15 protein-coding genes are annotated in these 21,693 nt (G+C 55.0%); 11 read left to right on the top strand and 4 right to left on the bottom strand.

What is annotated here, in order from left to right:
* Window positions 1-99: 99 nt before the first annotated feature.
* Both Fuma_RS31115 and Fuma_RS31110 read right to left on the bottom strand, forming a co-directional pair.
* A complete protein-coding gene (locus Fuma_RS31115) occupies window positions 100-333 on the bottom strand; it encodes a hypothetical protein (protein WP_077027548.1) in 234 nt (77 codons plus the stop codon).
* Complete coding sequence (locus Fuma_RS31110; protein WP_169929137.1) at window positions 330-2,003, bottom strand: sodium:solute symporter family transporter; 1,674 nt, start codon at window positions 2,001-2,003, stop codon at window positions 330-332. Before Fuma_RS31110 ends, Fuma_RS31115 begins: the two co-directional genes overlap by 4 nt.
* Window positions 2,004-2,167: 164 nt before the next feature.
* Here Fuma_RS31110 and Fuma_RS31105 point away from each other — a divergent pair, with 164 nt between their 5' ends.
* Complete coding sequence (locus tag Fuma_RS31105; protein WP_077028667.1) at window positions 2,168-3,994, top strand: carbohydrate-binding family 9-like protein; 1,827 nt, start codon at window positions 2,168-2,170, stop codon at window positions 3,992-3,994.
* 98 nt (window positions 3,995-4,092) lie between these two features.
* Here the strand turns inward: Fuma_RS31105 and Fuma_RS31100 are convergent, their stop codons facing one another.
* Both Fuma_RS31100 and Fuma_RS31095 read right to left on the bottom strand, forming a co-directional pair.
* Entirely contained in the window at window positions 4,093-5,859 is a 1,767-nt protein-coding gene (locus Fuma_RS31100) for a sodium:solute symporter family transporter (protein ID WP_077027547.1), read from the bottom strand.
* Window positions 5,856-6,587 carry a FadR/GntR family transcriptional regulator gene (locus Fuma_RS31095; protein WP_077027546.1) on the bottom strand — a complete coding sequence of 244 codons (732 nt, stop codon included), beginning with the start codon at window positions 6,585-6,587 and terminating at the stop codon, window positions 5,856-5,858. Before Fuma_RS31095 ends, Fuma_RS31100 begins: the two co-directional genes overlap by 4 nt.
* Before the next feature lie 159 nt (window positions 6,588-6,746).
* On the opposite strand from Fuma_RS31095, the gene Fuma_RS31090 reads away from it, so the two are divergent.
* The 10 genes from Fuma_RS31090 (at window position 6,747) to Fuma_RS31045 (ending at window position 21,553) form a co-directional block, all read left to right on the top strand.
* On the top strand, window positions 6,747-7,490 hold the full coding sequence (locus Fuma_RS31090; RefSeq protein ID WP_077027545.1) for a hypothetical protein: 744 nt from the start codon (window positions 6,747-6,749) through the stop codon (window positions 7,488-7,490).
* Window positions 7,491-7,552: 62 nt separating this feature from the next.
* Window positions 7,553-8,713 carry a sialidase family protein gene (locus Fuma_RS31085; RefSeq protein WP_077027544.1) on the top strand — a complete coding sequence of 387 codons (1,161 nt, stop codon included), beginning with the start codon at window positions 7,553-7,555 and terminating at the stop codon, window positions 8,711-8,713.
* A 15-nt stretch (window positions 8,714-8,728) separates the two neighbouring features.
* On the top strand, window positions 8,729-9,496 hold the full coding sequence (locus Fuma_RS31080; protein WP_077027543.1) for an HpcH/HpaI aldolase family protein: 768 nt from the start codon (window positions 8,729-8,731) through the stop codon (window positions 9,494-9,496).
* Window positions 9,497-9,520: 24 nt separating this feature from the next.
* Entirely contained in the window at window positions 9,521-10,270 is a 750-nt protein-coding gene (locus Fuma_RS31075) for a phytanoyl-CoA dioxygenase family protein (RefSeq protein WP_077027542.1), read from the top strand.
* Window positions 10,263-11,129: an alpha/beta hydrolase family protein gene (locus Fuma_RS31070; protein WP_218922337.1), complete on the top strand. Its 867-nt coding sequence runs from the start codon at window positions 10,263-10,265 to the stop codon at window positions 11,127-11,129. The genes Fuma_RS31075 and Fuma_RS31070 overlap by 8 nt, the downstream gene beginning before the upstream one ends.
* A 257-nt stretch (window positions 11,130-11,386) precedes the next feature.
* Window positions 11,387-12,862, top strand: coding sequence for a hypothetical protein (locus tag Fuma_RS31065; RefSeq protein ID WP_077027540.1), 1,476 nt, complete (start codon window positions 11,387-11,389; stop codon window positions 12,860-12,862).
* A gap of 89 nt (window positions 12,863-12,951) precedes the next feature.
* Window positions 12,952-14,553 carry a glycoside hydrolase family protein gene (locus Fuma_RS31060; RefSeq protein WP_077027539.1) on the top strand — a complete coding sequence of 534 codons (1,602 nt, stop codon included), beginning with the start codon at window positions 12,952-12,954 and terminating at the stop codon, window positions 14,551-14,553.
* A 1-nt stretch (window position 14,554) separates the two neighbouring features.
* Complete coding sequence (locus Fuma_RS31055; protein ID WP_077027538.1) at window positions 14,555-16,912, top strand: aminotransferase class III-fold pyridoxal phosphate-dependent enzyme; 2,358 nt, start codon at window positions 14,555-14,557, stop codon at window positions 16,910-16,912.
* Between the two features lie 103 nt (window positions 16,913-17,015).
* Complete coding sequence (locus tag Fuma_RS31050; protein WP_077027537.1) at window positions 17,016-20,171, top strand: GDSL-type esterase/lipase family protein; 3,156 nt, start codon at window positions 17,016-17,018, stop codon at window positions 20,169-20,171.
* Window positions 20,172-20,377: 206 nt separating this feature from the next.
* Window positions 20,378-21,553: a Gfo/Idh/MocA family protein gene (locus tag Fuma_RS31045; protein WP_077027536.1), complete on the top strand. Its 1,176-nt coding sequence runs from the start codon at window positions 20,378-20,380 to the stop codon at window positions 21,551-21,553.
* The last annotated feature ends 140 nt before the right edge of the window (window positions 21,554-21,693 follow it).

Below are 21,693 nucleotides of genomic sequence, written 5' to 3'. Positions count from 1 at the left end.
CCCAAGTGTTGTCATTCACGTGTTGCGGAACAAACCACGTCGTGCAGCAGCAGCAGCAGCAGCAGCAGTACTACACCGGCGGAAGGGAAGCGTGGCGTGTCACAAGCAGGCATAGATCAGAATTTGAATAACAATCGCCAACGACGCGCCAACCTTTAGATTTTCGTCCCAGCGTGCAGCCCCTTCTGGTGACGTCGTCGCAGATCGTGGTAAGCGGAGTATCCAAATTAAAAGTGCGACCAAGGTCCCCACAAACAGAACTCTCGCGGCGGATAGTGGGATCGTCTGCAGGGCCTGTCGCAGGAATTCTCCGAGCTGATGCAGAGGCGTCATGAGTTTTTACTTTCTGCTCTAGCGGTCGCCGGTGGATCAGCAGTCTTAGCCTGGGACTGCCAACCAAAGACGTACTGCAGCTTTTCTTCCGGAACAGGGCCGCTAAGCAAACTTATCACCACGAGGACTACAGATGTCACCGCGAACGCCCAGATTGAAAAATACAGGAATGGCTCTTTGATTCTGAACAATGGCTGCCAACCAAGTGCTTCGTAAACGGCAGGCTGGTTCAAAGCGTACAACGAAACCGACGTCGCAATTCCACACAGAAGTCCGGCCAATGCCGCATTGCCGGTTGCTCGGCGCCAGAGAATCCCGATTAACAGGATCGCGAATGCCGGTCCCTGAAAGAACGCCATCAGCGTTTGGAAAATGGCATAAATACTGGATTCTTCGCTCATCGCCGTCAGCAAAAATGCAAACGCGACAGCCCATGCAACGAGCGCAACTGTGGTGACGCGACCGACCTTCAGTAGACGCTCTTCGGAAACGTCCTGGTCGACAAAACGTTTGTAAAAGTCGTTCGAAACGATTGTGGCCGCTGAGTTCAGATAAGAATCAATACTGGACATCAGCGCCGCGAGAAAGGCGGCGACAAACAGTCCTCGCAAACCGACCGGAAGCAAGACACCAACAAGATTGGGAATCGCCGCGTCTCCGTCTTTCAAATCCGGCAAAAGCGCAACCGCGATCAATCCGGGAACGGCGACAATCAGCGGAATGATATTCTTCAGCAACGCACCCCAAACGTAGGACGCTTTCGCTTCGAATTCGCTGCGTGCCCCCAGCGATCTCTGAACGATCGCCTGGTTTCCGATCCAGTACGCGGGGCTAAGAATCAACGCCAGTCCGAAATAAATTCCCGGCCAGGGAAAGGGCGATTCGGTATCGACCGGAAGAATAAGCGACGTGCGTTCTGTGCTGGAAGAACCCGGCTGTGGAGGCCGGACTTCATGAGCGCCTGCAGCTTCATCGGCGGCAACTTCAGCAGCAATTGCGCGAGCGTCAGCTTCGGCTAGACGGTCCTGAAGTTCACTCGGGCCACCAACTTCAACCAGCCCCAGAACCAGGATCAACAGGCATCCGACAATCATCACCACGCATTGAATCATGTCTGTATAAACGACGGCCGCCAAACCGCCAACAAACGTGTACGCGCCCACCAGCACAGCGGTGACGATGATGCACGCAACTTCATTCCAACCAAAAACGGCCGACATCATTTTTGCAGATGCCAGCAGCATAATCCCAAGATTGCACGCCATAAACAGCAGCCAGCAAACTGCCATCACTGACCGAACGCCAGCGTTGTAACGCCGTTCCAGAAACTCAGGGACGGTATAAACGCCCGCCCGATAGAAGAAGGGAATAAACACAAATGCGCCAACGATCATCGCGGGGACGCAGCCGATCCATTCGAAATTCGCGACCGCCAAACCGTACTTATAGGCTGCTCCTCCCACGCCGATGATATCTGTGCCACCGATATCGGTAGCGACAAGCGACATTCCAATCGCCCACCACGGAAGACGCCGGCCACCAAGGAAGAAATCCTTGCCTGTCTTCATGCGCGATCCGATCACCACACCCATGGCAATCGTTCCGACAAGGTACAACGCGATCACGATGTAGTCGGGCAGCGTAAGAGGATTTGCGGCAGCGATAATCAAGCGAATTTATTCCTTCAGAATCGCACCGTGTAGACGCTGTCTTTAAAGTTCGAGGCGACTTGCTTTCAATGCGTTGCCTGATTCAGCACAATCGAACGCTGTCCAAATTCTTGCACACAACACCTGTCGACCAGCAACATACATCCAAACAAACGGAGATACGAATGGTCCAGCAATTCAGCCTTTCGCGACACCATCGTCTATTAAGAGCAGCGACACTTACCGCTTTCATATTCTCGTGGACACTCGCTCAGCCAGTAGACGCGGACGAGGCCAAGCTATCAACACCGAAGCTAATTATCAAGAAGTGCGAAGACTTCGGCGTGAATGGGCAAGGCGATGCTAAGCAGTGGCAGTCCGTCGATTGGACGCCTCTAAATACGCGAGGCAAAGGCCAGCACGACTACACCGCTCGAATCAAGATGCTCTACTCCGACAAAGGCGTTTACGTATTGTTCGACGGGACAGACAAGACGCTCACCGCGACGATGAAGGAGGATTTCCTCGATCTGTGGAACGAAGACGTCTACGAGTGCTTTTTCTGGACGAATGAAAAACACCCCATGTATTTTGAGTACGAAATTTCGCCCCTCGGATTCGAATTGCCGATTTTGGTTCCGAATCTGGACGGAAAGTTTCTGGGATGGCGACCATGGCACTACGAAGGCGACAAGAAGATTCAGAAGAAGGTTTCAGTGACCGGCGGGCAGCAGAAATCGATGTCGCAAGTCACTGGCTGGCGTGCCGAAGTATTCATTCCCTACGCCGTCCTCGAACCGCTTCAGAATGTGCCACCCAAGGAAGGCACGAAATGGCGAGCCAACTTTTATCGCGTCGACTATGACGACGACAAGGTCACGGCCTGGGATTGGGCGCGGGTTGGGCCGAGCTTTCATGAGCACAAAAAGTACGGCACGATCGTCTTTGGGAAAGAAGTTGAAGAACCGGAAGCGAAGGAAGATATCCGGCAGCTTAAACTGGCAGACTGGCAGCCAAAGTCCATGATGAAAACGAAGGTCACTCGCGTGAACACGCCCGCGTTTCCCGTCATTGATGTGCACAACCATCTTGGTGGCGGAGCCAAAACGCTGACCGATGAGCGAGTGAAACGCTACCTGAAAGAGATGGACGACGCGGGAGTCAAAACTGTCGTCAACCTGGACGGTGGCTGGGATAACAAACTGAAAGAAACCGTGGCAGCACTGGATGAAGCTCATCCAGGACGTTTCCTGACATTCGCCTTAATCAATCTTAGCGACTTCGAATCCGAAGGCTGGACAGAACGAGAAACGAATCGACTTCGCAAGAGCTTCCAGGCCGGCGCCAAGGGGCTGAAGTTTCATAAGTCGCTCGGGCTTTCATACCGCGACAAGGATGGCAAGCTGTTGGGGATTGACGACGCTCGACTGGATCCAATCTGGGCGTTGTGCGGCGAAATGAATCGTCCGGTGATGATTCACACATCCGACCCGGCGGCGTTTTTCACCCCACTGGATCGGTTTAATGAACGCTGGCACGAACTTAATGATCATCCCAACTGGTTATTTCATGGCGACAAATTTCCGACCCGCGAAGAACTGCTCGAACAACGAAATCGAGCGATCGCCAGACATCCGAAAACGACGTTCATCGGAGCTCACTTCGGCAACAACCCGGAAAACCTAGAAGCTGTGGGTAAGTGGCTGGACAAGTACCCGAACTTCTACGTCGACATTGATGCTCGCATCTCAGAACTTGGACGACAACCGTACAGTTGCCGCCGGTTCTTCATCAAGTACCAGGATCGCATTCTGTTCGGCACTGACACAACGCCCAAAGCCGACGCCTACCGGCTTTACTATCGATTCATGGAGACCGATGACGAATACTTCGACACGGCCGAATCCCACCACCGACAGGGCTTCTGGAACATCTACGGCATCTTTTTGCCTGAACCAGTGCTTGAGAAGATCTACCACGCCAACGCTAAGAAGCTGTTAGGACTTCAGTAGCCTGATGAATGGCTCACAGGGTGAACTGCTGCGGAGTCCAGCAGTTCACCCTCTCATTTTTCTGCTCACGTCAATCCAGAGGCGACAACCGAGACACCTCATGCCTTAGCGTTAGCCGCGTCCAGCTCCAGATTTCTTCGCGGCAGTACCCAGCTGAGACCGACTCCGACCGCCACATTCACTAGTAAAGACACCGGGCCAATCCACTGAAAGCTGATCGGGTCGCGAGCGACAAGTTCGAGCATACCGGATTCCGGATTCATTTCACGCACGGCGGACCGGATCAGTTCTTCACCGGTACCAGGATCGATCACAGTCATTAATTCCACGCCGAACGTTTGCGGGTCGACGCCCATGTTCGTCGCCAGAAAAACGACCAGCGGTCCGGAAAAGGCAATGGCTGCCGCTGTGACGGTGCCAAACAAAGTCGCGACCCACACTCCAATGGGGTGAGCGAACCGAACAAACAGGGCGAAGAAGAACAAAGCAAAGATCGGCGAAGTAAACAGGTTTGCTGTCTTGTTCGTAACCGCTGTGATGTTGCCAGGAATGTATTTCATATACGTGCTGCCAACGACCACGATGATACCAATGATCAATGCGAGTAGTTTTGCTGAACGAAGACTGCCTTTTTCCGCGTCTGGCTTTCGCCCTAATCGATCAAAGAAGTCGGACGTCACGACTGCAGTGACTGAGTTCACACCCGAATCGATGCTGCTCATGGCCGCTGCAAACATCGCTGCCACGACAAGTCCGGAGATCCCGATCGGAAGTTCGAAGGAAACGAAACGAGGAAACAGTTTGTCCGCGTCCGATTTCAGCCCCATTCCGGCAGGCAATGCTTCCGGATTGGTTTCGAAAAATGCCAGCAGTGCCATGCCAACCAAATGGAGCGTAATAACCACGAGTGCACCAACGCAGAGTTGCGTCAGTAGCGCTCGCCGAGCAGTGCCCGCATCACGTGTGGCCATGAACCGCTGAACGGACGTTTGGTCTCCTGCAGACGTCGCAACGTACCACGTCAGGATACTCAGGAACGTGCCAACCATGGTGACGCGCGTCCGCGGATCAAAACTAAACACCGGCTGCGAATCCCAATTATCGTGCCACTGCGTCGGCAACCAACCAAAGCCACCAAACTTCCATGTGACGGTTGCCAGCACCATTAACGCTCCACCGAAAAGCAGAACCGTCTGCATGAAGTCCGTCATCACAACGGCCCGCAGTCCTCCCAAAGTGGTGTAGGTCACGGAAACCACACCGGTGACCAGCACAATCACAGGGACAGCCGCGATTCGCAGTTCGGATAGCTCCCACCGGTATAGCCCCGGCAGCAATGTGGTCGGATCGGCATCGTTAAATTGCCCGGCAGCGATGGACCACGCCTCTGTATTAATGACCCAATAGTCCGCTCCAAGCATCACCGTCATTGCGTTGGCGGCCAGGTATACCAACAGCATCATCCACACGAGCCTCAGTGAGAGAAACATCGTGGCACCCAGCAGACGCACGCTTAATCCCAATCGCTGCTCCAGAAGTTCATAGGCGCTTGTGGCGCGCTGTCGCATATAGATCGGGATAAAGAAGTAGCCCACCACGATGAAAATCACCGGGTAGGTCAGCATTCCCAGCAGCGTCACGGGCCCCTTGCCAGCCGCTTCGCCTGGCATCGACAGATATGAGATCGTGCTGAGTAGTGTGGCGAACAGAGACACGCCCACGAACAGCGGATTCATTTCACCACTGCCAACGAAATATTCTTCCGTTGAATTCTGACGACGGCTGTAAAACCACCCCAGAAGTATTGTCAACACGGCATAGACAAGAATGATCAGCCAGTCGATCCAGTGCAGGCCAGGCGTCATATTTTCGTTCCTCGATCGTCCCGATTGGGCGACGTGTCATCTGGTAAGTCTCGAAACCATTCCGTGCAATGCATGCGGATCATTGTTCGTGCCCGTTCCACATCGCGGGCTTGAATGGCCTCGTAAAGTTCGCGGTGCTCCCAGATCATTCGGTCGGCCGCAGCCACCAGATCGCCTCGACGCGGAACTTTAATAAAGAAGTCTACAAGTAGTTTTCTCATCCCGGAAATCATTCGTGACCCTGTCATTGCCAGGATCAGAGCGTGAAACTGCACGTCGAGTTCCACAAAATTTTCGACATCGTTCTCGTCAGCGAAAGCCACTTCCATTTGACTAACGACCTCAGACAGCTGTTGGATTTGATCTTCCGTTGTGTTCCGAATCGCCAATTCGATGGAACCAACCTCCAGCGCGTAACGCAACATTCCTAACTCTCGAAGGTCATCCTCGTTCGAAACCAGAGACGGTAATGTTTGCGTCAGCAGCTTCAGAGGATCGGGGCGACGAATAATCAACCCCTTGCGTTTTCGTCCTTCCAGCATCCCCAGCGACTTCAGGCGGCCGACGGCCTCCCGCGCTACGGTTCGCGAAACACCGTAGGTTTCTGCGAGGTCAGATTCGGTCATAAAGAAATCACCATCTTCCAATGGCGACTCCTGAATTTCGCGCCGCAGCGTTGCGGCCAGACCTTCTGCCTGAGTTCCGTTTGATTGAGCGTCTGCCGCCATCGTATTTAGTGCCTTAGTACGTGGCGACCGTGCCTGTCCAATGAATTAATTTGACAATTAATCCCGAGAACGCTGTATTGATCGAGGTCAATTGACGCCGCCCCCTGAATAAATACCATATATTCGAAAAGCCCTGAAAACAAGCGTTGGGAGCATACCGTGAAGGACGCCAGCAGCAAATCGAATCACAACGATCGGGATAATTCGTTGCTGCAGCCGGCCACTTACGACACGGCTGTGCTGGCCGAGCGGCTGAATTATGCCGGGCCAACCGGCGGAGTTACAGTCACACGTCAACCTGACCGCCGTTTGCCTGGTAGTGATACCTACGGCGATCCCAGCCGCTTTGAAATGCAACGCGACGAAGCGGAATCAGCGACCACTCAGGCAGTGCGGAACGTTTTACACGTCGATAGCCAGCCCCGCCATGGGTGCACTCCGAAGGATTGCTTCAGCAAACTTTTCGCTGCCGCAGCGTGTCCAGAAGTGATCGCGACCGCGGGAATCGACAGTCTGGCGAGCATGCGAAACTTCAATATCGATGTTTGTGGCACCGAGGGCTTCATCAACCGCTGCGACTTCAGGTTTCGACAAACCGACACTTCGGCCGAAAGCCAATACATCATCGCGAATGATCGTGACACCGTTCGCGCACACCGAACTGGCGTAATGCCCACTTCGGCAGAAGCTGGCTTCTTTAGGTCTAAACAAAACCACGCGAATCAAGCGTTTGGACGTGAAGCACATAGGTCGGAACACAAACCGTTAACAAATCGAGCGGGATACCGAGGCGTTGAGACTCGCAGTGACCCTGCCTGGCCCGGCGATCTGTCCACAAATGAAATCCGTCTATCCGGCCGAGACAACCGAAAGGTACGAAGCCGGAAACTGTGCACCGCTTGATCTACTCAGTTCCATCGCCGAAACCAAAACCACGTCGAACACGCAACGAAAACGAGATCTCTATGACACCTAATACGCTGACGACGCCTCGCACGATTCCGCTGCGTCATTGCATTGCGATGTTCATTCTTACGAGTGCCGCGACCGCCGGTGCAGATGAGCAACAAAATGTTGAGCACACCGATAGCAGTCGCTGGCAGCAGATTGTCGCTGTCGAAAATGTCTGCGCCTGGCCGAATCTAACACTGCTTCCGGATGGCACAATCGCGGCCTTCATCTTCAATAAGCCAAGTCATGGACTGACCGAAGGTGATATTGATTGCTGGGTGAGTTCCGACGGTGAGCAGTGGGAACGACGCAGCACGGTCACTCAGCACGAACCAAACACAATCCGCATGAATTGTGCCGCCGGTCTCGCCAAAAATGGCGATATCATCGTTCTCTGCGCTGGCTGGACGAACGAAAAGCAAGCGGACCGCCCGAAGCAGATGCCGTATCGAGATGCCATAGTGCGTACGTGGGTGCTGCGATCGAAAGACGCCGGGCACACATGGGAAAAGCAGGAAGCATTTCCGGCGCCGGAAACCGGATGGAATGAGTACGTTCCGTTCGGCGATATCTGGGCGGGAGAAGACGGCGCATTGCACGCGTCCTGCTATCACGGACACTACCAGGATTCAACAAAGACCTATAAGGCCGATCGATGGCAATCGTGGCACTTCCGCAGCGACGATGACGGCCACACCTGGAAAGCAGATTCGATCATCGGCCCAGATCACAACGAAACCAATATCTTTCCTCTGGGTGGCAAGTCATGGCTGGCAGCCGCTCGTATTACCAACATGCAGCTGTTCCGCAGCGACGACAACGGTAAAACCTGGGGCGAACCCAAGTCTGTCACGGAACGAAATGAAATCAACGGACACTTGAATCGGCTGCAGGACGGGCGGCTTCTGTTGAGCTACGGTGTGCGGGTAAGCGGTCAGCGCGGAGTCTGTGCGAAGTTGAGCAGCGACGAAGGGCTTACGTGGAGTGAACCGGTCCGTCTGGCTCACACCGTTGGTAATGCCGACTGTGGCTACCCATCAAGCGTGCAGCGCCCCGATGGAAAAATTGTCACGGCGTGGTATTCCAAACAGACTCCCGACCACGACGGCTACCACATGGGTGTGACAATCTGGACGGCCCCTGCCACGACAAAGCCGAATCGCAAAATCGATTAACTGAAAGCAAACTTCATGCTCACTCCCGCGATTCGACTTCGAGAGAAACTGGCCACGACTGAGCCGGTGATCGGTGTGATGGCCACAGACCATGTCTGGCCACTGCTGGTTGAAATCTGCAAACTCGGCGGACTGGACTACCTGGTGCTCGATCGCGAACACGGGTGCCACACTGACGAAACAGTCGCACAGGTTTGTCAGGTCGCGAGGCTGGCGGACTTCCCCGTGCTGATGCGAACGGTTTCCTGTGAGCTTTCAGAAATCCGTCGAGCGATCGATCTCGGGCCCTGCGGATTGCTGTTGCCCAATATCGAATCCGCAAGTCAACTCGACGCGGTCCGCGACGCCATTCAGATGCCGCCGCGAGGAAAGCGTCGCCCCGGCGGGATGGGAAATTTTTGGATGAGCGATTTCCACTACACTAGCTGGCGAGACCAGTTTGAAGATCACTTCATTGTGATCCCGCAGATCGAATCGCGAGTGGGTGTTGACAATGTCAATTCCATTGCGGCCCACCCGCTGACGACGGCTGTTGGGCTTGGACCATACGATCTATCGGCGGATCTGGGTTGCTGTTGGGATCCAGACAACGCTGAACACCAACAAGCCATCCAGAGAATTCGAGAAGCGGCCACGGCTGCTGGAAAGAAGCTGTGGATCGGGACGGATGCCCCGGCTTTGCGAGCTCAAGGTGATTCTTTTCTGTGGATTGGTACTGTCTCAGGGTTGCTGGTTCAGCGTTTTTCGGCGATCACCGCCGCAGTTGACCAGGCAAGTCAATAAACCATTAGTGAAAGACTATTGAATATGCCCGCTGTAGATGAAACGACTCTCACGCAATACAAAAACGACGGCTATGTCGTCGTGAATGAAGTTCTTTCGGCGGCTGAGCTACAAAAACTCAGAGACCGCATGACCGAAATCTCGGCGGGGCAGGTGCCGTCGTTCCCAAAAGACAACATCGAATACGAACCTGGATCTTCTGTCGCTCGGAAGATTAATCAGTGTGCCCAGCATGACGAAGTCTTTATGGCACATGCAACAAATCCCCAAATCCTCGACGTCGTAGAATCATTGATTGGACCGGACATCAAACTCTTCGGCAGCCAGTGTTTTATGAAGCCGCCGGGTGGGGTGGAAAAGCCTTACCATCAGGACTCTGCTTACTTCACAATTGAACCACGAGAAATCGTGACGTGCTGGACGGCTCTCGACAACGCCACCATCGACAATGGCTGCCTGTGGGTGATCCCCGGCAGCCACAATGGCGAACTACTCGATCACGATCAGCCCTGGCAGGTGGGCGACCGAGTTGACATGCAGGTCCGCGCGGAACAGATCGACTTGGCTCGTGAGGTTCCCAATGAACTGGCAGCCGGAAGCTGTTCGTTTCACCATAGCATGCTGTTACACCGATCCGGCCCCAACCAAACCGACCAACCTCGGCGCGGCCTGGCGGTTCACTACATGTCCTCACGCTCGCGGTGGACAGCCCCCTCCGCAGAAAAACCGCACTATGCGCTGCTGCGAGGACAGGAGTATGAAGGCTGTGTTTAGTCGTCGAATCATTCAGGCACTGGCGTGCAGCCTGTTTGTCGCTGCGAATTCTTTCGCGATTGCCCAACAGCCAGCTCCGGTTGTCGAGCATGCCGAAACGCCGGATGGAGTCGAATACGGTCTGTGGAACGCGACTTCACAAACGGAGGCTGCTCCGACGTTGTTCGTCCTCGCCAGCTCAATTGATGAGACGCTCGGCGACAAGTACTTTCGTCAGTGCGGCAACCAACTTGCCGAACAGGGCTGGCTGTGTGTGACAATCGACCTCCCGTGTCACGGCAAGCAGGCCATTGATGGCGAACCATCCGGCCTTCAGGGATGGAGCCATCGATTGGCCAATAACGAAGACATCGTCGCGGAATGCAATGGCCGGCTGTCAAAAGTCCTCAATCATCTCATTGACAAAGGCATAACCGACCCAAACAGAATTGCCGCTTGTGGGACATCACGAGGCGGCTTTCTGGCAATCCACTTTGCAGCTTTCGACAAACGCGTGAAATGCGCTGCGGCGTTTGCGCCGGTGACAGATCCGGCCGTGGTCAGGGAGTTCGTTGCCAATGCCGACCATCCGCTCGTAAAAAAAGTAAGCCTGACGCATCAAGCGGACCAGTTAGCCGGACGGCCCGTTTGGGTCGTGATCGGAGATCAGGACGATCGCGTGGGGACCGATCGCGCCATTGAATTCGCCCAGGCTGTCACCGCAGGTTCGCGCAATAAGAAGATTGACAGCCGCATTGAACTGCACATCATGCCGGAACCACGCGGACACACAACACCCCGCCACAGCGCCGAACGAGCGGCAGAATGGATTCTGCAACAATTCCCCAAGACAGATGCCTTGGAATCTACAGCGAAATAGACCATCCACAACAACCACGAACACGACTTTCTTGCTTCGCCCCCTGCAAACCCACCCCGAACAGAACGTCAACCTCAGATATTTGTGAGCCTAATTTTCGAGGCCAGCCATACGTCACTTGCCTGCCCACACCGACCCGAAATGCCGTCCCGTTTGTGATTCCCACCTGATGACTTGAAATGGCTCGGTCATACCGTGTCTAACTTCCAGTCTCGTGTCCGCCTCCGTCGCCAGTCTTTTCGAAGGAATGCTATTCGATGCGCCACATCACTCTATTTTCAACCCTCGTTGCCATTCAGCTAGCCACGATCAACGCAACTTTCGTCTGTGCCGACGACGTTATTGAACTTGGCAGCCGGCGGGAATTGTTTGTTGACCACTTCCTAATCGACAACCTGGACAACGTGCAACTGACGCTAAATCGGCCCCGCGATGAAGGCATCGCCATGGAGTTCGACAAGCCGTGGGAAGGGCTGTTTTGCGGTTATTGCACCGTCATCAAGGACGGCGACCTGTATCGGCTTTACTACCGCGGCCGACCGAGCGTTGGCGCCGACGGGAGTCCCGATGAAGTCTACTGTTATGCGGAGTCCAAAGACGGCATTCAGTGGACAAAGCCGGAACTGGACCTATTTCCGCTGGAAGGTCACCCAAAGACCAACATCATTCTGGCGAACGCGGCCCCCATCACTCACAACTTCAGCCCGATGCTGGACACTCGCCCCGGCGTTCCTGCCGAACAACGCTACAAAGCGATCGGCGGAACCATGCACAGTGGCCTTGTCGCTCTGGTATCGGCCGACGGAATCCGTTGGAAAAAGCTGCGTGAAGAACCGGTGATCCCGACAAGCATGGTCCCGTACAAATACATGTTCGATTCGCAGAACCTGGCCTTCTGGTCCGCTCTGGAAAACAAATACGTGTGCTTTTTCCGAGTATTCAAAGACGGAATCCGCCGCATCGCTCGGACAACCAGCGACGACTTTCTTACGTGGTCAGCACCGGTCCTGATGGAGTATCGCCATCTCGGCGAAGATGGTCCCATTGAGCAGCTCTACACCAACCAGACCCATGCCTATTTTCGAGCTCCGCATTTATATGTTTCGGTGGCCGCTCGATTCATGCCGAAGCGTCAGGTCCTGACTGACGAACAGGCGAAGGCTATCAATGTGTCGCCGAAGTACTTCAAAGACACGTCCGATGCTGTGCTTATGACCTCCCGAGGTGGTTCATTCTATGATCGAACGTTCCCCGGCGGATTCATTCGACCAGGCATCGGTGCGCGCAACTGGGTTTCGCGGACGAACTATCCCGCTTTGAATATTGTTCAGACCGGGCCGACGGAAATGTCTGTGTACCTGAACCAGGACTACGCTCAGCCCACATCGCACCTACACAGATACTCAATGCGGCTGGATGGATTCGCATCTGCACAAGCTCCCTACGCTGGTGGCGAACTCACGACAAAACCGCTGACCTTTAAGGGCGGTGAACTGAGCATCAACTTCGGCACGTCTGCTGCCGGCAGCGTGCGTGTTGAGATTCAGGATGCCAGCGGGAAAGCAATTCCGGGGTTCTCACTAGCTGACGCAACGGAACAGATCGGCAACGAGATTGCTCGAACCGTCACATGGAAAGGTGGCAGCGACGTTGCTGCTCTGGCAGGCAAACCGGTACGGCTTCGATTCGTAATGAAGGATGCAGACCTTTACTCCTTCAAGTTCAACGAATAGCACGCAAATTCCAGACAGCGTTCGATGTATCCGACATCGGCACCAGCCCATTTTCCGTTGCCATACTTGCATACAGAATTGAGGAGCCCATGACGCCATATAACGCAGCACGGCACATCTGGAACTTGCTGATTACAACCGCGGTGACCGTCACACTGTCCATAAACGCTTTCGGCCAGGTTTCCGTCGACGGCGGACCGCAAACCAGTGAAGCGGTTTTGTTTTCGTTCGACGACCATGCCATCCCGTGGCGTGATAATGTTGTGGTAACTCCGGTCACTGCGGAGAAGCATCCAGCCAATCCCGTGCTGCGCCGCGGGCCGGAAGGCAGCCCTGATCACGGGCACGCAATTCTGTATGGCACGGTGCTGCACGAAGCCGGAAAGTTTCGGATGTGGTACCTGGGGATGTTCGAAGCGAAAGTTGAATCCGGCCAGGCTCCTGGTTGGTGGCGGCCGATGTGCTACGCAGAAAGTGACGACGGAATTCACTGGACGAAACCAAAGCTGGGACTCGTCGACTTTAACGGGAATAAACAGAACAACATCTGCCAGATCACGTCAGAAGTACCATCACTTGCGAAGGTCAATGACTTCCTGTCTGTCCTTCATGAACCTGACGCCCCTGACCCACAGCAACGTTACAAGTGCGTCTACATCGCACACCCTTCCTTTGATGATGTCCGCGGTGGACGAAGTGGCATCGGTCCCGACGAAGGCCGGTGGGGCGCTTTTGTCGCTGCGACCAGTGCTGACGGACTGAGTTGGAAGGTTGTAGGCGATCGACCAATGAACTCGGGCGGAGAACGCTTCGAAGTTTCGGGGCTGTATCGTTTCGGAAACTTTTACTACGCACCAGGGCAACTTCTTTCGCCGTGGTCGTGGCGGATGGACGGCAGTCGCATTGGTCGAGTCATGCTAACTTACCGTTCGCCGGATTTCCGAAACTGGTTAAGTGCCAAGGCAACCGCTTTCGCTCGAACAGGCCAATTGACATCAACGCCGATCAAGGGCCAGCAGACTCATATGGGAGCTGGCTTGTGGAATCGCGGCAACGTCATGGTCGGGCTACATGGCATGTGGCAGGATGCGGAGAAAAAACCGGCCGACGGCAAGTACTGGAACAAGGGCGTGACGATTGACCTGGGACTGATTGTCAGCAACGACGGAATTCATTTCCGCGAACCAGTGCCAGACCACAAGGTCATCGCGCGAGGCACCGACAATGAATGGGACAACATTACTTTGCTTCAGGGACACGCGTTTGCAAATGCTGGCGACCAGACGATGATGTGGTACTCCCACTGGGACACCGGCGGAAAGCTGCAGAACATGGAAATCGGACTGGCAACCATGCGACGAGACGGCTTCGGCTACCTGTCGCGCAAAGTGTCGGGGTCCCGAGCTCACATCGTAACGGCGCCCGTCGTGGCAGCGACTGCTCCAAAGATCTTTGCGAACGTTGACGCGGTCAGCGCAGAAACGCCGTTGACCGTGGAACTGGTTGACGAGTTTGATCAGCCACTACCAGACTATTCCGGTAAGAACGCGGCGCGAGTTTCCAACGACGGCACGCGCACTCCGGTTGTCTGGTCAAAAGCCGTCCCCGCCAACAGGCCGTTTGCAGTACGAGTCCATTGGCCGGAAGGCGGCGACGCCAGGTTGTACTCGTTGTACGTGGAAAGCAATTAGCATGAGCACCGACGCCGAAGTAAACCCGTATGTCTGGGCTCCTGTCGAAGACTACGATCTGGATTTGTGGGATCGGCACCTCAGGAACTTCGTCCCGCCCGATGTATTCGATGCCCACGCTCACCTTTGGCGGGTCACTGACCTTGGAGTTCCAACCCCGGCGTTGGCGGCAGCTGGCCCTGAAGTCGTGACTCGCGCGGTCTATGATGAACGACTGTCGATGTGGATGCCGGACCGATGTCCGACAGGGGGACTGTTCTTTCCGTTTCCAACACGGGCATTAGACGTCGATGGGGCCAATCGGCACCTCGCGGACGAAATGAAGAACGATCCGAATTCACGCGGATTGATGATTCTCACTCCGCAGCAGAACGCAGCGGATGTCGAGCAGCAGATCAAAGACGATCACTTCGTGGGCTTCAAGGTCTACCATCTGTTCGCCGAACGTGAAGACAATCTATTCGCCCCCACGGAAGAATTCATCCCCGAATGGGCGTGGGAACTGGCCGATCAACACGGTCTGGTCATCATGCTGCACATGGTGCTTCCGCGAGCCCTTGCCGAAACACAGAATCAGATATACATCCGCCAACACTGTGAACGCTATCCCGGCGCCAAACTAGTTCTCGCTCACGCAGCACGAGGTTTCTGTGGCAAGCACACGGTCGAAGGCATTGCAGCACTCCGAGGACTCGACAACGTCTTCTTTGACACGTCTGCCGTCTGCGAACCAGAAGCTTTCGAAGCCATTCTGAAAGTGTTCGGCCCCACGCGATTGCTGTACGGAGCCGATTTTTGCGTCACGGAAATGAAGAGTCGCTGCGTCGATTTGGCGGACGGCTTTTTGTGGCTTGATGAAATCCGAGCCGACTTCAGCAAGTCTCGATTTGCTCGACCAACATTTCTGGGGATCGAATCTCTGTTGGCATTGAAGCAGGCGTGCCGCAATCAGCACCTCAACGACGGCGATGTGGAAGAAATCTTCTGCCTGGCAGCTCGGCGTTTGCTGGAACTGCCGTTGCCTCGAGTCATGCCCGACGTGCAGGAAGCGTATCGTTCCGCAACTGAGATCATTCCTGGCGGCACGCAACTGTTAAGCAAACGTCCGGAAATGTTCGCTCCGGAAAAATGGCCCGCCTACTATCGGGAAGCTCGTGGCTGCGAAGTAATCGACATCGAAGGCCGGCGATTCATCGACATGAGCATGGGCGGCATTCTTGCCTGTATTCTCGGCTACAGCGACCCGGATGTGAATGCTGCTGTGATGCGCCGCGTCAGCCTCGGATCAATGTCGACTCTGCAAACCTACGACGAGGTTGAACTGGCAAAACTGCTGCTGAAGATTCATCCGTGGGCCGACAACGCGAGATTTACTCGAGCCGGTGGTGAATCGATGGCTGTCGCTGTCCGCATCGCGCGAGCGTCAACCGGGAAAGACAAGATCGCTCTCTGCGGTTACCACGGCTGGCACGACTGGTATCTGGCCGCCAACCTAACTGCCGCAGGCGACGACGAGAACTCAGATGCGTTGGTCGGACATCTTCTACCCGGCCTGGAACCGCGTGGCGTGCCATCAAACCTTGCCGGCAACACGCTCACTTTTCATTACAACAACCTCGACGAACTGGACGCCTTGATCAGGCAACATGGCAATGAATTGGCAGCGATCGTTATGGAGCCCACTCGTCAGACGCAACCACAGCCGGGCTTTCTGGAAGGCGTCCGCGAGCGGTGCGACAACCTTGGCGTGCCATTAATCTTCGACGAAATATCGATCGGCTGGCGTCTGGGACTCGGAGGAGCTCACCTAAAATACGGCGTGAACCCCGACATCGCCGTGTTTGCAAAGGCACTCGGCAACGGCTTTCCAATCGGAGCCATCATTGGCAATCGCCAAACGATGCAGGCGGCGCAGTCCTCATTCATTTCCAGTACGTTCTGGACCGAAGGCGTTGGCCCGGCCGCAGCAGTCGCGTGCCTCCGCAAAATGATGGACCACGATGTCCCCAGCCATCTCAGAAAAATCGGCTCGCTTGTCATTGAAGGCTGGCAGCAACTTGGACAGAAGCACGGGCTGCCGATCAAAACGCCCGGCCGTCCTGAATTGGCGTTGCTGGCCTTCGATCACCCCGAAGCTGCAGCACTGACCACACTGATGACGGTTCGAATGCTCGATCGAGGTTACCTGACCGCCGCAGCCTTCAACGCGACATTCGCCCACGAGCCGCGACACGTCACAGCTTACCTTTCGGCACTGGATGAAGTATTTTCCGAGCTGAAAGAAGCGATCGATTCCAGAGATGTCGCTGGACGGATCGGTAGCCCGGTCAAACATACAGGATTCAAACGCCTGACGTAGCGAAGTATTCAGAAGACACGGGCACACGGATTCGACGCTGTGACCGCAGTGCACGGTGTGTCCCCCGACTGATCAGCCACAACCTCACTTTGATTCAAACCCAATGTCCATAACCAATGTTCGACTGCAACTTCTGATATTGGCGATGTTCGTTTCGTCCGCCAACGTCGCGAACTCCCAGGAACCAGCAGTGCTGGTCGCCTTTGGCGATTCGACAACGGCGAAGCGCGGCGATCTGGAGATCTACGCCGAAATCCTTCAACGAGAACTCCCTCAAACGGGACTGCCGGTTCGCGTTGTGAACGCTGGCATTAGCGGCCACAACACAGATCACGCGCAAGCCCGCTTTAAGACGGATGTGCTTGACCACAACCCAGACATCGTCGTCATTCAATTCGGCATTAACGATGCTGCTGTAGACGTTTGGAAAGATCCTCCCGCGACAACGCCGCGTGTGCCGATGGACCGCTACGTCAAAAACCTGCGTCACTTTGTCGGCACACTCAAAGCTCGCAAAGTGCAGGTCGTTCTCATGACACCGAACCCGCTGCGGTGGACGCCAAAGATGCGAGAGATGTATGGGAAGCCACCTTACCTTGCCGACGAACCCAACGGATTCAACGTTAAGTTGCAGGAATACGCCGAAGCAGTCAGGCACCTGGCCAAAGCTGAGATGGTGCCTTTGATCGACATTTATCGCAGCTTCGAACACTACGGCGAAACTGATGGGAACAGCATCGACGACCTTCTGCTGGATGGCATTCATCCCAACAAGCATGGCCATCGCATCGTCGCGGACCAGTTGATCACTCAACTGCAGAAGCTGAAAGCACTGAATAGTCGCGTGAGCAAATCTGCCGTCGAAATTAGAGTCCTTGATAACCCGGCAGACTCCAGCATTCGCCAACCGATGACCGGTGCGACGACTGTACGTTTTGAAGACTACGTGTCTAATCCACCGCCTCAACACACCGAACCAGTCCAGGCCTGGGTCGGCACATTTGATGTACCATTTACAGGCTTCACAAAGCCAACGGCTGCAAACACCACTGTTGCGCCGCTGCCTGATCCCGTCGGTCTGCTGATCGAAAGTTCCTCCGACACCGTGGGCTTCTACGATCCAAGTTCGCAGGTCGATTGCGCAGATCCTCGGGCTGACAAGCTTATCTTTCGGTTCGTCGCCCCTACAAACACGAGACGCGCTGCCACTGTTTCGAGTGTCGCCTTTCGCATCACCGGGACGTCGTTGAAAGGCGGAAATGTCCGGTACAGCCTTCACGACATTTCAGGCAAGACACTGGCGTCCGGAAGTGCCGTGCCGAATCCGAACAGTCGTGGAATTGAATCCGAAGTCGATTGCAGGGCGTTGCTTAACGGAAAACCACAATCCGTGATCCACAAACTCGTCGTCGAACATTCGGGTTCTGGATATTTCGTCGTCGGTGGAGTCATGCATCCGCAGGAACCGGATTTCAGTTTCGCTGGCTTCCAGGTAAGTAGCGAAACCGTCAGCCGGCCACTGAATGAACAGATTCCGTTTGCGCACTCATCTCAGTGGCAGAACGCCGCAAAGGCGGAACTAATGACGGACATGACTGCTTGCACGCCTGCAGACGGTCTGTCGAAGCGTCGTGAGCATGCGAAGTGGAAAGTATTCGAATACGAAACCGCAGACTTCTCCGGGAAGTGTGTTTCCGTCGGCCGGGAATCGTCGGCTCCCGACCTGACACTGAAGCTTGGCAAGCAGGGCTGGCACGCCGTCTACGTTGGACTTAGCACCATCACGGATCTGGTCCGGCCGGACAAAAACAATGTTGAAGTGAAACTCACAAACGATCCCGCCTACACGCGTCTCAGCAACCGGCTTGACCTGGGATCGAGGCGGCGGGACGTGCTGGAAGAAATTTTTCTGGGTGTGGCAGACTTAACAGGGAACGATCTGCACTTTTCGACGGTCTACGAAATGCCAGCGCGAATTCACTATGTAAAGACAGTCCCGCTTACCGAATCAGAAGTCGCCGAAGTGCTGGCAGACCGTCAACAAACAGCGACAAAAACCTCGGTTGCAACGTTCGACGGATTCACATGGATCCACCCGTTTCGGCCGCAAAACCGAGCGGACCTTGCGGCGACGTTTTCTGGCTACCGCGACAGCGACTTCAAGACGTGGTGGTTTCAGGTCGGTGGAGCGGACCTTGTGCATCATCCCACCAAAGTTGGAAATCTGATGGGAGGCCACCTCGACACCTTCCCACGATCCGTAGATCGCGAATACGTCGAGTCCGTCCGGCACTTGCTGCAGCAGGGTATTGATCCGCTGAAAGTTGCGGTCGAAGAGGCTCACGCGCAGGACGCGGAAATTCTTGTCTGCTTGCGAGCTGCTGGCTGGAAGGGCGCGCCGCCGTGGGAAGAGTTCTTCATGAGCGAATTCTACGAGGCTCACCCGGAATGGCGTTGTGTCGATCACGACGGAACGCCCACGATGCACATGAGCTACGCCGCAGAAGAAGTTCAGGATCACCTACTGGACGTCTACCGCGAAGTGCTGCAGCGCGAACCGGATGGAGCAGGGTTCATGTTCCACCGAGGCATGCCAATGATTCTGTGGGAGGAACCATTCTGTAAACGATTCATCCAAAAATTTGGCGAAGACCCGCGGAAACTTGCGGAAGACGATCCAAGGGTTTTCGAAATGAGGGCGGAAATTGTGACCGGCTTCATGCGAAAGATTCGTAAGTTGCTGGACGAAACGGCAGAAAAGCAGGGCAGAGCGGGCCTTCGATTGAAGCTGGCGGTAACAACGTTTGCGACGGCTGCAGACAATCGAAAATTCGGGATCGATGTGGAAAAGTGGATTGAAGAAAAGCTGATCGACCAGATCGGCATCGCCTGGTTTGCCTACTACACCAGCGGACTAAAAACGAAATCAGGCGACACGGCCTACTACGCTCGCATCACTGAAGGCACCGACGTGACGATCTATCCGTTTTATGTCGGGTGGAAAATGAAGAGTGCGTCAGACTTGCTGAGCAAAGTCGCCACCAACTATGACGACGGAGCGGACGGTATTGCCGTGTGGGACCCTAACCAATTCGTCGAATGGCAAAGTGGCAAGAATCCCTATTGGCCCCTGGTGTCCAAACTGGGGCATCGCCAGAAGGTCCGCGATGGATCACTTCTGTACAAGCCCGTCACCACTCCTCTAACGCGTCTTGGCAACAACCACTATAGCCGCTGGTATCCAAACACCGGTTTCTGATCTTTGCAAGACGCTCTTCCAAAAATGCCTTGCGAATCAGTCGCACACAACTGCAACCGGGACACCGCCAGCAACAACCGTCACCACATGGTCTGCTGAATAGAAGATTCACGCTGGTCGCGTTAGCATGCATAATTCACGTTGAGCAATAGTTGACCTTTCAGCCGCGTCTCACGTCTGCGGCCGCATCAGCAGGCTTCGTTGTTATGAAACGCCGTTCCTTCCTTATCGCATCTTCTGCAACCGTTGCATCAGGATTTGCTCAAAGTCCCCAGCCGAAGCGTCGCGTCGCCGTGATTGGACACACGGGGCGAGGCAACTATGGGCATGGACTCGACACCGTCTGGCAGAAGATCGCGAACACAGAAATCGTCGCGGTTGCTGACGGCAATGAATCGGGCCTCGCAAACGAACTGAAAAAGCTGGGCATCGATCGGGGATATACAGACTATCGAAAGATGCTGTCGGAAACGCGGCCCGAATTTGTTTCCGTGTGCCCGCGTCACGCAGATCAGCATCATGATATGGCGTTGGCTGCAATTGAAGCGGGCGTAAAAGGGCTCTACATCGAAAAGCCATTCTGTCGCACGCCCGCAGAAGCAGACGCTCTGATTGCGGCTTGTAAGAAGCACGGCGCGACGATCGCAGTGGCGCACCGAAACCGCTATCACCCGACGTTGGCTCAGATCGACAAACTAATTGCAGATGGCGAATTGGGAAAACTGCTGCAGATTCGCGGACGCGGCAAAGGCGACCGTCGTGGCGGGGGCGAAGATCTGTGGGTGCTTGGCAGTCACATTGTCAACCTGATCCACTATTTCGCTGGCGCACCGAAATCATGTTCTGCGATCATGCTTCAGGGTGGTCGTCGCATCACGGCGGAGGACGTCAAGCCGGGAGCAGAAGGGCTTGGACTGCTGGCTGCAAACGAAGTGCACGCTCGCTACGAAACGCAGAAAGGCATCGTCGCCTACTACGATTCCATCGCCAACGACGGAACAGAAGGAAACGCCTACTGCATGCAACTCATCGGCAGCAAAGGCACCGTGACCATTCACATCGATCGAGATCCCGTGGCCCACTTCACCCCCGGAAATCCGTACCAGCCAACCGCTGAGCCTCGCCCGTGGATTCCGATTTCAACGGCCGCCGTTGGATTGCCAGAGAACCAAAAAGACGTCATTGCCAGCGTACACAACCATGTCCTCGCCGTGCGAGACCTCATCGACGCCTGCGACAACAACCGCGCACCACTTTGCGACGCCCATGCCGGTGCTGTCACCGTCGAAATGATCTGCGGCGTTTTCGAATCTCACCGGCAAGGAGGCAAAACGGTCTACTTCCCACTCGTACAACGCGAAAACGCGCTGAGCCTGCTCTAGCCGCAGCGCGGAATCTTTCACACGAAACAGCGATGCCGAACGACCAGTGAGATTATGCCTGCCCCGGCGACAACAAGTATGTTTAGCATGGCCTGTGGGTATTCAATTAGAAACGCCTGACAAAACCTGCGTGCCCGAAC

The sequence above is a fragment of the Fuerstiella marisgermanici genome (assembly GCF_001983935.1).
Taxonomy (GTDB): Bacteria; Planctomycetota; Planctomycetia; order Planctomycetales; family Planctomycetaceae; genus Fuerstiella; species Fuerstiella marisgermanici.
The sequence above is the reverse complement of the archived record's forward strand: the minus strand, read 5'-3'. Positions and strand labels throughout refer to the sequence as shown.

Bases quoted from the DNA above. Each gene is read 5' to 3' on its own strand.
- Fuma_RS31060 (WP_077027539.1), top strand. From the start codon at position 12,952: ATGACGCCATATAACGCAGCACGGCACATCTGGAACTTGCTGATTACA.
- Fuma_RS31115 (WP_077027548.1), bottom strand. From the start codon at position 333: ATGACGCCTCTGCATCAGCTCGGAGAATTCCTGCGACAGGCCCTGCAG.
- Fuma_RS31055 (WP_077027538.1), top strand. From the start codon at position 14,555: ATGAGCACCGACGCCGAAGTAAACCCGTATGTCTGGGCTCCTGTCGAA.
- Fuma_RS31105 (WP_077028667.1), top strand. From the start codon at position 2,168: ATGGTCCAGCAATTCAGCCTTTCGCGACACCATCGTCTATTAAGAGCA.
- Fuma_RS31100 (WP_077027547.1), bottom strand. From the start codon at position 5,859: ATGACGCCTGGCCTGCACTGGATCGACTGGCTGATCATTCTTGTCTAT.
- Fuma_RS31080 (WP_077027543.1), top strand. From the start codon at position 8,729: ATGCTCACTCCCGCGATTCGACTTCGAGAGAAACTGGCCACGACTGAG.
- Fuma_RS31045 (WP_077027536.1), top strand. From the start codon at position 20,378: ATGAAACGCCGTTCCTTCCTTATCGCATCTTCTGCAACCGTTGCATCA.
- Fuma_RS31095 (WP_077027546.1), bottom strand. From the start codon at position 6,587: ATGGCGGCAGACGCTCAATCAAACGGAACTCAGGCAGAAGGTCTGGCC.
- Fuma_RS31075 (WP_077027542.1), top strand. From the start codon at position 9,521: ATGCCCGCTGTAGATGAAACGACTCTCACGCAATACAAAAACGACGGC.
- Fuma_RS31065 (WP_077027540.1), top strand. From the start codon at position 11,387: ATGCGCCACATCACTCTATTTTCAACCCTCGTTGCCATTCAGCTAGCC.
- Fuma_RS31050 (WP_077027537.1), top strand. From the start codon at position 17,016: ATGTCCATAACCAATGTTCGACTGCAACTTCTGATATTGGCGATGTTC.
- Fuma_RS31085 (WP_077027544.1), top strand. From the start codon at position 7,553: ATGACACCTAATACGCTGACGACGCCTCGCACGATTCCGCTGCGTCAT.